This window comes from Paenibacillus terricola (assembly GCF_014779765.1).
Taxonomy (GTDB): Bacteria; Bacillota; Bacilli; order Paenibacillales; family Paenibacillaceae; genus Paenibacillus_T; species Paenibacillus_T terricola.
Genome location: NZ_JACXZA010000004.1, coordinates 121,333 through 135,999, shown reverse-complemented (window position 1 = coordinate 135,999; position 14,667 = coordinate 121,333). Strand labels below are relative to the sequence as shown.

Genomic DNA, 14,667 nt, shown 5'->3' with positions numbered 1-14,667 from the left:
ATTTGGGCTCCAGTGGTATTCTCTCGGGCTTGCGCTTGCCCGCTAGTGGTTCGTTTGATAAGGAAATTCATCTGGTACTCACCAAAAAACAAACCAATGAGGTCAAAGCCCATCCTGAAATTTACAAGTTCGTCCCTTCTACGTCTACCTTTGATTTTTTGGATTTGAAAGAGCAGTTGTTTTACCCAATTTCCTTGCGTGTTGTTCGATTCGTCCTGCCGAGTGGCGGTTATGAAACTGTCATTACGAATCTTTCCGCCGACGATTTCCCACCGGATGAACTTAGGTCCATCTATAACATGCGATGGGGAATTGAAACCTCGTTCAGAGCATTAAAGTATACCGTCGGTCTGACGAATTTTCACGCAAAGAGACGAGAGTCCGTCATCCAAGAGGTCTTCGCAAGAATGATCATGTACAATTTTACGGAAATGATGACCTCGCACGTCGTCATTTCTCAAATGGATAAACAGCATCAATACCAAGTCAACTTCACGGTTGCCGTTCACGTTTGTAGACATTTCCTGCGCTCAAGAGATGAGGAACCCCCGCCCGATGTTGAAGCGCTGATTCGAAGAAACGTTTTGCCGATTCGACCCATTCGACCAGGGCAGCAGAATACGCGCAAAATCCGTTGCAAATCTGCAGTTAGCTTCGTTTACAGAGTAGCATAATTCGGTTCGTATGAACATTTTTTAAGCGGATTTTCCATCCGTTTGTTTGCTGTATCCATTTTTATTCATTGTACAGAAAACAAACGGCATGGGAGTTTTCCCCATGCCGTTTCGGATTCATTTTTCTATTCATGATCCTGTCTCTGAGTCTAACTTAATGACATTGCCCATGATGGGGTGCCTTTATTCGGGAGAAAATAAATTATCCTCGTTTTACTCGTTGATAAATCCGACCTTCTGCAGCATTCGATACAGGAGAACAGCCGTCTCGGCGCGGGTCAATGACTTATTCGGATAAAGCGCATCGCCATAACCCTTCATCAGACCCTCATCGAGGGCAGTCTGAATGGCATCGCGTGCCCAAGCGCCTACCTGCGCATTATCGCTATAAACGCTAAAATCCGCTTGCGCCCCAGCAGTGCCGGAACCCGTAAGACCCGTGATCAGCTGCATCGCCCGAACAATCGTAACGATCGCCTCTTGGCGTGTGATCTGTTTGTTCGGCTTGAATGTTCCATCCTCGTAACCGTCCATCAGCCCATAGGCTTTAACAGCAGCTACATATCCGCCGTACCAGCTTGAATCGCTTACGTCTCGGAATCCAGCGGACTGCTCCGCTTCCGGCAATCCCAATGCTCTTGCCAACAGCGCAGCCAGCTCTGCACGAGTGATCGATGCCTCCGGTGCAAAACGGCTTCCATCCACACCATTAATGATCACTCTGCGATTCATGTCGGCAATTTCGTTCGTTGCCCAGTGTTCTTTAATGTCATTGAGCCCGGAGGTCTTAGATACGAGCACGTAGACACTGTTCGTAATGCTATGGATAACAGCAGCTTGCCGTCCATCCGCTTCAATGAACATGGTTGGGACTGGACGAAGCTTCCCGTTCTCATCCCATACCATGACCGTTGAAGCAGCACCTGCATTCGTCGGCAGGAACATGATGCGTTCGACATATCCGTTATACCCTGTAATATCCTTGCTCTCGCCTTGGTGCAGCACTTGAACTTGGAAATGAAGCGGTTGTCCGATTAATTGGAGGCCGCTTTGATCTGCCGCATCCTGCAGCCCTGTCATCTCATTGACTTGGCCTGCTTTAATCGTAATCGAGATGTCATCCCCATCGCTCCAATTTGAACCTTGACTGATGATCTCATGCAAAGGCAAACGGTATTGACCCAGCTTCGTAACGAATGTAATGGAAGCCGATTGATCAGCAAACATCACGACAGCTTTGCCTGGAAGCATTAGCGAATAGCTGTCTGCTTCATAAGGTACGGTGACCGTCACTATCTTATCTTTTGTACCGGATAAAGGCTTGGTCAGCATGTTCGCATCAGGGCGAATCTCCATAAACTTCTCGCCATTAGGATTCGTATGGCTAGATACAACCCCAAACACCTGAGAACCGTTGATGGTAATTGCAAGCGGATCATTGACGACTTCGGTTGTAAACGAGACTTCCAATGTCGATGCTAGTGTTGTGCCATTGACTTGAGCAGTGATTGTCGCTGTTCCAGAGAATCCTGGTGCTGTAAGTACCGCGCTATAGGTACCATCCCCATGATCCGTTACAGCGCCAATCGTACCAATCGAAGCACTGACCGCAACAGTCTCTCCGCCACTCGTAATGGCATTGTCTTGCCCATCCTTCAAGGTAACCGTTATTGTCGTCTTGCTGATTCCATTAGCTGTCAACGCATGATGATCTGCTGTTATCTTGCTGTTCGTTGCAGATGCTGCGCCTGGCATGAACTGTACGCTGGCCGTCGATGCGATAGCTTTACTACCAACCACGGCACTGATCTTCGAGGTACCCACCGTTGTTGGTGCAGTGAGCGTCGCCGTATAAGTACCATCGTTATGGTCAGTTACAGCGCTGATCGTACCACCGGTTGCGGTAATCGTAACGGATGCACCGCCGCTGTTAATGGCATTGCCGTACGCGTCCTTCAGCGTTACCGTTACGGTTGTGCTGCTAGTTCCATCTGCCTTCAGTGTGCTGTGGCCGACTGAAACTGTACTGGTCACTGCAGCTGGTGCGCCTGGCACGAAATGCACGCTTGTTGTGGATGCAATTGCACTGTTGTCGATCTTCGCGCTGATCGTTGAAGTTCCGACTGTCGTCGGCGCAGTTACTGTCGCCGTATAAGTACCATCGTTATGATCCATTACGGTTCCGACGGTGCCCTTCGCAGCCGTAATCGTAACGGATTGGCCGCCGTCTGTAATGGCATTACCGTGCGCGTCCTTCAATGCAATCGTTACCGTTGTGCTGCTGGTTCCATCTGCCGTCAGCGAATTGTGGTCAACCGTGACCATACTAGTCGCGGTGGACGGCGAGCCTGGTACGAACTGCACATTGACTGTTGATGCAATGGCGCTGCCATTGATCTTAGCACTGATGTTCGAGGAACCAGCCGTCGTCGACGCAGTCAGTGTTGCCGTATAGGTACCATCACCTTGATCCGTTATTGCACTGACGGTTCCTGTTGTTGCAGCAATCTCAACAGATGCACCGCCATTCGTGATCGCGTTACCATGCGCATCCTTCAATGTTACCGTAACAGTCGCCTGACTCGTTCCATCAGCCGTCAATGTGCTATGGTCCACCGCAACCGTGCTGGTTGCTGCAGCTGGTGCGCCTGGTGTGAATTGTACGCTAGCTGTTGATGTAATCACACTGCTTCCGATCTTGGCACTGATCTTAGAAGTGCCGACTACTATCGGTGACGTCAATGTCGCTGTATAAGTGCCATCGCCGTTATCCGTTACTGCACTGACGGCACCCTTCGTTGCCGTAATTGCAATGGTTGCGCCGCCGTTGGTAAGAGCGTTGCCCTGCGCGTCCTTCAGTGCTACCGTTACCGTAGTCTGACTCGTTCCGTCTGCCGTCAACGTGCCGTTACCGACTGTTACTTTACTTGTCGCCGTAGAAGCAGCGCCGGGTACGAAATTCACACTTGCTGTCGATGTGATAAGGCTGCCGTCGACCGTGGCACTGATAATTGATGTGCCAACCGTCGTTGGTGCCGTTAATGCTGCCGTATACGTGCCATTGCCTTTGTCTGTTATGGTGCCTATCGAGCCATTCGATGCCGTGATGGCAACCGTTGCGCCACCGCTTGCAATGGAATTGCCATACGCATCCTTGAGCGTGACCGTTACGATTGCCTGACTCGTTCCATCCGCTGTCAGCGTGCTGTCATCTACTGCAACTGTACTCGTTGCAGTGGATGGTGCACCAGGCACGAATTGTACACTGGCTGTTGATGCAATCGCGCCGCCGTTGATCATGGAACTGATGGTCGAAGTACCAACCGTCGTTGGCGCAGTCAATGTCGCCGTATAGACCCCATTGCCTTGATCCGCTACAGTGCTAACGGTTCCTGTCGTCGCGGCGACGGAAACCGTTGCGCCGCCGTTTGTTATTGCATTGCCATGCGCATCTTTTAACGTTACTGTAATCGTTGTCTGGCTTGTTCCATCTGCTGTCAGCGCATTGTCGTCCAATGCAACCATGCTCGCCGCCGTGGACGGTGCTCCAGGAACGAACTGTACGCTAGCCGTCGCAGCAATCGCGCTGCTGCCAATCTTGGCGCTGATCGTTGAAGTGCCCGCTGTCGTCGGTGCGGTCAACGTTGCGGTATACGTACCGTCACCTTTATCCGTTACCGCACTGACGGTGCCCTTCGTTGCCGTAATGGCCACGGATTCGCCACCATTCGCAATAGGGTTGCCATGCGCATCTATTAACGATACCGTTACGGTTGTCTGGCTTGTTCCGTCCGCTGTCAATGTGTTATCGTTCACTGTTACCGTACTCGTCGCTGCAGATGATGCGCCTGGTACGAATTGTACGCTGGCTGTTGACGCGATCGCACTGCCGCCAACCGATGCCGTTATCGTCGCATTGCCGACTGTCGTTGGTGTAGTTAACTCCGCAGTATAAGTACCATTGCCTTGATCCGTTACTACTCCAACCGTGCCCTTCGTCGAAGCGATGGTCACAGAGGAACCGCCCGTCGTAATGGCGTTACCGTACGCGTCCTTCAATGCCACGGTTACAGTCGCCTGACTCGTTCCATCAGCCGTCAATGTGCTATGGTCCACCGCAACCGTGCTGGTTGCTGCAGCTGGTGCGCCTGGTGTGAATTGTACGCTAGCTGTTGATGTAATCACATTGCTTCCGATCTTGGCACTGATCTTAGAAGTGCCCACTACTGTCGGTGCTGTCAACGTCGCTGTATAAGTGCCATCTCCGTTATCCGTTACTGCACTGATGGTGCCCTTCGCTGCCGTAATTGCAACCGTTGCGCCGCCGTTGGTAAGGGCGTTGCCCTGCGCGTCCTTCAGTGCTACCGTTACCGTAGTCTGACTCGTTCCGTCTGCCGTCAACGTACCGTTACCGACTATCACTGTACTTGTCGCCGTTGAAGCGGCGTCTGGAACAAACTGCACCTTGGCTGTCGATACGATTGCGACACTGCCTACCGTAGCACTGACAGTTGATTCGCCTGTCGTCGTTGGGGCTGTTAATTTCGCGGTATAAGTGCCATTGCCTTTATCAGTTACCGTGCTAATCGAACCTTTCGTTGCGATGATCGCAACCGATGAGCCACCATTTGTAATGGCATTGCCGTGTGCATCCTTCAGGGTTACCGTTACAGTTGTCTGACTTGTTCCGTCCGCTGTCAATGTGTTATCGTTCACTGTTACCGTACTCGTCGCTGCAGATGATGCGCCTGGTACGAATTGTATGCTGGCTGTTGATGCAATCGCGCCGCCGTTGATCATGGAACTGATGGTCGAAGTACCAACCGTCGTTGGCGCAGTCAATGTCGCCGTATAGACCCCATTGCCTTGTTCCGCTACTGTGCTAACGGCTCCTGTCGTCGCGGCGATGGAAACCGTTGCGCCGCCGTTTGTTATTGCATTGCCATGCGCATCTTTCAACGTTACTGTAATCGTTGTCTGGCTTGTTCCATCTGCCGTCAGCGCATTGTCGTCCAATGCAACCATGCTCGCCGCCGTGGACGGTGCTCCAGGAACGAACTGTACGCTAGACGTCGCAGCAATCGCGCTGCTGCCAATCTTGGCGCTGATCGTTGAAGTGCCCACTGTCGTCGGTGCGGTCAACGTTGCGGTATACGTACCGTCACCTTTATCCGTTACCGCACTGACGGTGCCCTTCGTTGCCGTAATGGCCACGGATTCGCCACCATTCGCAATAGGGTTGCCATGCGCATCTATTAACGATACCGTTACGGTTGTCTGGCTTGTTCCGTCCGCTGTCAGCGTACTGCTGTCCGCCGCGACTGTACTAATCGCGGTAGATGGTGCACCAGGTATGAACTGAACGCTTGCCGTCGACCCAATGACGTTGCCGCCAACCGATGCGCTAACTATCGCTATGCCCACTGTAGTTGGCGCGGTAAGCACCGCTGTATAAGTGCCATCGCCTTGATCCATTACCGTGCTGATTGTACCCTTCGTCGTGGCTATCGAAACCGATGCGCCACCCGTAGTAATGGCATTGCCTTGACCGTCCTTCAGCGTTACCGTTACTGTCGCTTGGCCCGTTCCGTCCGCCGTCAGCGTACCATTGTCCACGATAACCGTACTCGTCGTTGCGGAAGAAGCTCCTGGCACAAACTGAATACTGGCAGTCGAGGCAATAGCGCTACCGCCGATCTTGGCGTTGATTGCCGCCGTACCGACCGATGTTGGTGCAGTCAGTGTCGCCGTGTAGGTGCCGTCGCCTTGATCGGTTACGGCGCTGATCGTACCTTTCGTTGCGGTAATCGCAACCGATGCTCCGCCGATTGTAATGGCGTTGCCTTGGGCATCCAGCAAAGTTACGGTTACTACCGTCTGACTGGTGCCATCGGCAGTAATCGCTGCATTGCCCACAGAAACCGTGCTGGTCGCGATGGATGGCGCGCCAGGCACGAACTGCACGCTAACCGCCGTTGCAATAGCGCTGCCGGCAACCGTTGCACCGATGGTTGATGTGCCCACCGTCGTCGGCGCAGTCAGTGTTGCCGTGTAAGTGCCATTGCCATTATCTATTACTGCGCTGACTGTGCCCTTCGTCGCTGTTATAGCAACGGACGCGCCGCCGGTTGTCATCGCATTCCCATAAGCATCCTGCAGCGTAACGGTCACTAACGCCTGGCTCGTGCCATTCGCTGTCAGCGCACTATTACTCACAGAAATTGTACTGGCCGCTCCGGAAAGCGCGCCAGGCACAAACTGCACACTGGCTGTGGATGCAATGTCGCTGCCGCTGATCTTAGCGCTGACCGTCGATGTACCAACTGACGTCGGTGCAGTCAGCGTCGCCGTGTAAGTGCCGTCGCCGTTGTCCGTTACGGCGCTGATTGTACCTTTCGTGGCGGCGATCGTAATCGAGGAACCGCCGATTGTAATTGCGTTACCGTGCGTATCCTTCAACGTGACCGTTACCGTCGTTTGACTCGTCCCGTCTGCCGTTAACGTTCCGTTCCCTACTGCAACCGCGCTGACCGCTGTAGATGGTGCGCCGGGCACCAACTGTACACTGGCCGTCGATGCAATGGCGTTGCCGGCAATTGTGGCGCTGACGGTTGAGGTTCCGACTGTCGTTGGCGCGGTCAGCGTTGCTGTATAGGTACCGTCGCCGTTGTCCATTACGGCGCTGACTGTTCCCTTCGTTGCGTTAATCGCAACCGATGCGCCTCCGGTTGCAATGGCGTTGCCGTGGGCATCCTGCAAAGTTACAGTTACTACCGTCTGGCTCGTGCCATCCGCCGTCAATGTGCTGCTGCCAACTACTACGGTACTGGTCGCCCCAGATGGCGCCCCCGCTGTGAACTGTACGTTCGCAGTCGCTGCAATTGCACTTCCGTTAACCGCGGCGCTGATGATTGATGTACCGACCGCCGTAGCTGAAGTCAGCGTTGCCGTGTAGGTGCCATTGCCATTATACGTTACCGCACCGATAGTGCCCTTCGTCGCAGTGATAGAAACAGACGGGCCAACCGTCGTAACCACGTTGCCCTGCGCATCCTTCAACGTCACTGTCACGTCGGTTTGGCTTGTCCCAGTCGCTGTCAATGTGCTGCTGCCCACTGTTATTGTGCTCGATATCCCAGATGGTGCTCCAGCAATGAACTGCACGCTGGTTGTTGAAGCCATTGCATTGCCGCCAACCTTGGCGCTAATGATTGAAGTGCCGACGGCCGTTGGCGCGGTCAGCGTCGCTGTATAGGTGCCATTGCCATTGTCCGTTACAGCGCTGATTGTGCCTGATGAAGCAGCAATAGCTACTGAAGCACCACCGCTGGTTATCATGTTGCTATTAGCATCCTTCAATGTGACCGTCACGATCGTCTGACTCGTGCCGTCCGCCGTCAACGTACTGCTGCCCACTGTTATCGTGCTTACAGCCGTGGACGGAGCCCCAGGCACGAATTGCATGGCAGCCGTCTTGGTGAGGCTGTTGCTGCTGACCGTAGCCGTAATAGTTGAAGTGCCCGCTAAAGTCGGAGCGGTTAACGTCGCCGTATAACTGCCATCGCCATTGTTCGTTACAGCACCAATCGTGCCCAATGTTGATGTCATCGTAACGGTGTCGCCTTTAATGGCGTTGCCGGACGCATCCTTCAGGCTCATTGTCGCTGTTGTCTGACTTGTTCCATCCGCCAGCAGGCTGCTGCTGCCTAATGTTAGCGTACTTGTCGTCGAAGATGGGACGCCAGCAACGAATTGTACGCTGGCAGTGGAAGCGATGGTGCTGCCTCCGACCGTGGCGCTTACATTCGAGGTGCCAACCGTTGTCGGAGCAGTCAAAACCGCTGTGTAAGTGCCGTTGCCATTGTCAGTAACATTGCCGACTGTACCTGCCGTCGCGTTGATCGCAACGGAGGCTCCGCCGGAATTCAATTTATTGCCATAGGCATCCTTCAATGTTACGACAATCGAGGTTGTACTCGAACCGTTTGCAATCAATGTACCGGTCGTTGCTGCAAGCGTGCTTGTCGTTAAGGAAGGTGCGCCCGGCACAAACATCACGTTGGTCGTCGATCCGATGGGGGTCCCGCCCATCGTAGCGCTGATCGTTGATGCGCCCGCAACCGTGGGAGCGGTTAATATCGCCGTGTAGGTGCCATTGCCATTATCGGTCACCGGACCAACTGTACCGCTCGTCGCATTAATCGCAACCGAAGCGCCGCCCGTTGTCATAGGGGTACCTTGCGCGTCCTTTGATGTAACCGTTACGGTCGTCTGGCTTGTCCCATTCGCCGTAAGCGTTGGACTAGCGACAGCTACCGAGCTCTCGCTCGTGGATAACGAATAGTCCGGAATCATATACGTTCTAAAAAGAAAGTCCATCAGGGCGACATCGCTTCGCCCCCTTGGATAGGGGTTACTGTTATTCGAGTACCATCCGATACCAGACGAGCCACCGTTCTGAGTCGAAACAACCATTCGATACATCGTTTCTCTCTTAAGATAAGGCATCGTACCTGTGAAATCCAAGGAAACCCAGCCCTCACCGAAACCCGTTAGTTGCGCTGTAGCAAGAGGAGTCGATAAATCGGTTTCTTTATATACAGCTGCCTGAAGGAATCCCGGATTTAAAAAGCCTGCGATATTCAGCTCAATTCGGCTCAGATTCCCTGAAATGGCTGGTGTAAACGATTGATACCTCTGATAGGTGGCGTTTGCCCATACATTACTGCCACCGGATGTGGGCTGAGCTTGATCCAATATTTCTGCCCCCGCCGCATGTACGAATTCCCCGGACGGCGCCCCGATACTAAGCGTAATAACAAGAATAACTGCGAGCCATTGATGCAATGATTTGAACCTTTTCACTTAGAAGCCTCCTTAAATCATAGCCATTTCGGCATGAAGATGAGAAATATTCAGTTATTCATGCAGTTCATTCTGATTATTTCATTGGAATTGCAATTGAAATGATAGGTTTTATTCTATATTAATTTAATAAATCTAGGTATTCCATTCTAGTAAACTAGTATTCAACGCACACCATTCTGCCTGCTCCACAAAGAGCCGTTCCTCCTATATGCAAGAACTCCCCGGTTTACTCTCTTCCGGTTAGACCGCAAAATGAACGCATATCCCCGTAATCAGCGCTCCAACGAAAAAAAGACCGAAATACCACCTCGTAAACTTCCAATTCATTCCTGGTCCATCCCACCATATCTTGCCGTAGATTATTGCGCCAAGTATCAGAACTGCTAGAAAAGCGCCTAAAAAAGCCATCTTAACCTCACCTGATCCTCTCCAATTTGTGCTCTTGTTCCAACTTTACTGGAGCTGCCTCTATTGCTGAATACCTAATAAGGGGTATTTTTCGAGCAAGACAGGTATTCGAGGTCCGATTTATAGCCAAAATTCGATAATTTTCTGCAAAATGGCACTTCTTCTATTAAAATGATAGGTAATAAGCCAACTCGACTCGTAAAAGCCAGAGGTGTTACGTAATGAAAGTGGTCAACCTGCCCCCGTACGATCGTCTCCGATTGGACGGGGACTTAGAAGATAAAGCAGCGATTACGCTCAGAGAATGGATGAATAGGGAGTCGCCCTCGTACCTAGAAGCAGATGCATTCCTCAGTATGGCGAGAGCCATTGCATCGTGCATCGGCGAACTTCATCTGCATCATATGGTTCATCTCGACCTGCGTCCGGAACGTTTGCTCATATCCGCCGATAACCATAAGGTTAGTTTGCAGGACTTCGGATACGCGATCCAACGCACGCCGGACGGCTACCTGCGTCCCCCCGGACAAACGATCGCGGAGGCCAGCTGGCCCTATTGTTCGCCGGAGAATACCGGCCGAATGCTGCGTGCGGTGGACGAGCGAAGCGACCTCTACTCCCTAGGCGTCATGTTCTATGAAATGTTAACCGGTCAGCTGCCTTTCGTCGCTGATAACGCTCTTGAATGGGTATACTTGCATTTGGCTCAAAGTCCGCCTCCGATGAACGACGCAGCACCATCATGGAGTGCCCATCTTGAATCGATTGTCTTCAAGCTGTTGGAGAAAAATCCGGATAAACGGTACCCCAGCATCGACTTTCTCATTGCGGATCTGGACAAAATCGGACGGGCCCATGAGACGTTTAGCTTGGAGCAGCATTTTAATGGGAGAGAACATGAACTGGTCACGCTTACGCAAGCATTCCATGCCGCGTGCTTGGGTTCGACAGAAATCGTATACGTGTCTGGCGAAGCCGGTATCGGCAAATCAAGCATAATAAATGAGATGTTTCGGAGGCATCTGCAGAACGGTGAATTTCACTGCATCACCGGAAAGTTCGAGCAGTTGCCGCAAGAAAGCCCTTATTATCCGATCATTCAAGCTATTCGCGGATTTATGCGTCATCTGTTAGGTGAGAGGATAGACAAGGTCGCACAATGGGAGCGCAAGCTGCGGAATGCCTTGGGACCAAACGCAGCCATCATGGCGGAGATCATTCCGGAAGTTGGCCTGCTGCTCGGCAACATGCCGGAGGTCGAACAATTGCAGGTCAACGAATCGCAGAAACGGTTTACGTATGTGTTCCGCAAATTCATTCAAGCGCTGGCGGGTAAAGAGCACCCCCTTATCCTGTTCGTTGATGATTTGCAGTGGGCCAATGCCTCTTCCCTGCAGTTGATCCATGCTCTGCTGAGCGATCCTGAATGCCAATACCTGATGTTCATCGGAACGTATCGGCATACCGAGATGGATTCGAGCAAACTGCCTGGATATGAACCGGGAGGACGTGCGACCGATCAAGCCGTCGTCCGTCACATTCATCTAGAGCCGCTAAACCAGGCGCACATGAACCGGATCGTGATGGAAACGCTGAACTGCCCGGCAGACGATGCGCTTGCATTGACGGAGCTTCTGTACCATGCGACTGACGGCAACCCGTTTCACTTCAAACAAGTTCTGCTTCGTTTACAAGACGACAACGTCCTGCAGTACTGTCAGGGACAGCGGAGATGGCAGTGGGATTTGGGCCGGATCATCGAACAGCTGCCGAGCTACGCCATCCTAGATTTAATGGGGCGCAAGCTGCAGCGCTTGCCGCACCGTGCCTTGGGCTTGCTCCGGATTGCTGCCTGCGTCGGAAGTACCTTCCTGCCGAAGTTCATATTCGAGGCCGCACGAATGGAAGGAGAGCCAACCGAGGAATGGGCTGCAGTGGAAGCAGAAGGTCTCATCGTTCGATTAGACGCGGACACTTACCGATTCGCTCACGATCATATTCAGAAGCTGATCTACAGCGGGATCGGCGAGGATGACCAGCAAAAAATACATATTCAAATCGGGACTTGCTTGAGCGGAGCAGAAATCGGGGATCGCACATTCGATCGTGTTAACCATCTGAATCGAGGTTCTCGACTGATTACAGATGAACGCAAAGTACTGGAACTCGCAAGTCTGAATCTGGAGGCCGGCAGACGCGCCAAATCCTCCTCCGCTTATGATGTGGCGCTGAGCTATTTCGCTAAAGGCATAGAACTGCTGTCTCCTACGGATTGGAACGAACATTTCGAGCTTCGTTTCGAGCTGCATGCCGAGCGAGCCGAATGCGAGTATTTGTGCGGCAATTACGCTGTGTCGGAACAAGAAATCGATAAGCTGCTCTTGCGCGCACGCAACCCAATTGAGCGCAGCCGAGTGCAATTGATTCGAATTACGCAGTACATTAATCAGGGCAAGTATTTGGAAAGCACAGCCCTTGGCCTTGAAAGCCTGAAAGAGCATCACGTCTGGCTCTCTCCCGCACCGGGCAAACCGACATTGTTAATGGAAGGCTTGCGTATTGAATCATTGCTGCGCAACCGATTCGACAAGCTTGCTGCCATAGAAGAAATGACGGACCCGAGTCGGATCGCCGCGATGAATCTCATCCATGCGATCATCCCGTCCACGTTCTTCACCGACAAGAAGGTGTTCTTCCTGCTCGTATGCAGAGCCGTTCACTTAACGCTCAAATACGGCAAGGCGCCAGCGTCTGCAGCTATGTATTCCGCATTCGGCATGCTGCTGGGAACGGCGCGAGGAAAACCCGATAAAGGTTACGCGATCAGCAAGGTAGGTCTGGAACTCGCCGATGGTTACGACAGCGCATCGATCAAGAGCAGAACCTATACGATGTTCGGCGCGGTGCTGTGCCAATTCGCCGGGAACGCGGGCGAGGTCGACTATTATTTGACCCAAGCACTGAAGCATGGCATGAACTCCGGCGACTACGTATTCGCCAGTTATGCGATGGGCGGCCATGTCAATTCCTTGTACACGAGGGCAACATTAATCGAGTTAGCCCGAACGATTGCGGAGTATATGGCGGTGCTGGATACGACCAACGACGAGTTCGTCAGACAGAACTTCCACCTCTACCAACAGATCATCCTCGCCCTTCAAGGAAAGACGGATGCGCCGGACTCGTTCAGCGGCGGTGGTTTTGACGAAGCACGTTTCCTGGACCTTATTCGCAAGGAAGAGACTTCGGCCACCACTATGTATCAATACATTACTTATAAAACGCAGCTATGCTTCCTGCTTGGCAAGTATGAAGATGCCATCGGCTGGGCTGATCAAGCTGCAGGTTTCGAGGCTTATGCTACTCATCTGCCTCATTGGCCGGAATGCGTCTTCTATGAGACGCTCGCATCTTTCGCCTGCTATAATCGTTCGCAGCGGCAATCGAAGCGGAATATGCGAAAGATACGTCTTTTTCAAAAATGGGCTACGTGGAGTCCGATGAACTATCAGTCCCGGTACGATCTCCTCCAAGCTGAGCTTCACCGTGCCTCTGGCAATGACAGAACGGCGGAGGAGATGTATGACAAGGCGCTCCGCGAAGCAAGAGAACAAGGCGACTGCCACGTGACGGGCATCGCCGGCGAGCTCGCTGCCATTCATTACTGGCGGATTGGCAAGAACAAGACGGCCGTTCATTATTTGCAGTTGTCGATTGAAGGGTATCGGGAGTGGGGCGTTATGATTAAGGTGACGCCGCTCGAGCAATTATTGTGGCAATGGCTGGGCAAGGAGGAAGCTGATTCAACATCCGCTGATGGACGACCGTCGATCGTTATAAGCCATGAGGATCGGAAACTGCAAGCGAACAATGCGCAGGAAGCTTCGCAATCCGCAGATAACCTCGATCTCAAGGCCGTACTAAAGGCAACCCAAGCTATGACGACCCAGCTGGACATTGATACTGTGCTGGTTGAAATTATGAGCACGCTGATGAAAGCAGCCGGCGCGAGCAAAGGAGCGCTGCTTACGGCCAGCAACGATCATTTGCTTGTTCAGGCCTACTCCGATGCGGAGCGGCAGGCTGCGGCGTCCCCATGGCCGCTGAGCGACAGCGCACTTCTGCCGGAGGGCATTATCCGATATGTCTTCCGTACGCGAGAAGAGATTCTCTATAACGACGGCGAGGAAAGCTGGCTCATCCATAATCCGTATATAGCGAAGCACCGACCGCAATCCGCCTTGTGCATGCCTGTTACAGTTCACGGCTCCACTCTGGGCGTGCTCTACCTTGAGAACAAGCTCGCGAAGGGCATCTTCGCTCCTGACCGTACCGCCGTATTGCTGGCAATGGCTTCGCATGGCATCTTTATGTGCTTACTGCAAAATTCCCACGAACCCGCCCCTTCCGAACTTGCAGATGAAGAAGAGGCTTCGGTGCCCGATGGCATGATGGAGGAGCCGCTGACGGAACGTGAACTGGAGGTGCTCGCGTTGTTATCGGCGGGACTGTCGAATAAAGAAATCGCTGATCGATTAATTATCGCGATTGGCACGGTGAAAGTGCATGTGAAGAACATTTTCGCCAAACTCAAGGTCAATCGCCGTACGAAAGCGGTAGCGCAAGCGAAACAGCTGAAGCTGCTCGAAGGAAATCAATAACAAAAGCCTCTATTCATCAAGCAAGAGCCCCTCAGCGCAAAGCTGTGGGTCTCTAT

General features: G+C 52.5%; 3 protein-coding genes. 2 read left to right on the top strand and 1 reads right to left on the bottom strand.

The features are described from left to right. Positions 1-2 precede the first annotated feature (2 nt). The gene (locus H8B09_RS30545; protein ID WP_224753691.1) at positions 3-674 is read left to right on the top strand and encodes a transposase; all 672 of its coding nucleotides are present in this window, start codon (positions 3-5) and stop codon (positions 672-674) included. A 213-nt stretch (positions 675-887) separates the two neighbouring features. On the opposite strand, the gene H8B09_RS16670 is transcribed toward H8B09_RS30545, so the two are convergent. Next, positions 888-9,539, bottom strand: coding sequence for an invasin domain 3-containing protein (locus H8B09_RS16670; protein WP_191204687.1), 8,652 nt, complete (start codon positions 9,537-9,539; stop codon positions 888-890). A 632-nt stretch (positions 9,540-10,171) separates the two neighbouring features. Here H8B09_RS16670 and H8B09_RS16665 point away from each other — a divergent pair. Continuing rightward, positions 10,172-14,611 (top strand): helix-turn-helix transcriptional regulator, encoded by a 4,440-nt coding sequence (locus tag H8B09_RS16665; RefSeq protein ID WP_191204686.1) that lies wholly within the window; start codon positions 10,172-10,174, stop codon positions 14,609-14,611. Positions 14,612-14,667: the final 56 nt, after the last annotated feature.

Coding starts and splice junctions, on each gene's coding strand:
- H8B09_RS16665 (WP_191204686.1), top strand. CDS start 10,172: ATGAAAGTGGTCAACCTGCCCCCGTACGATCGTCTCCGATTGGACGGG.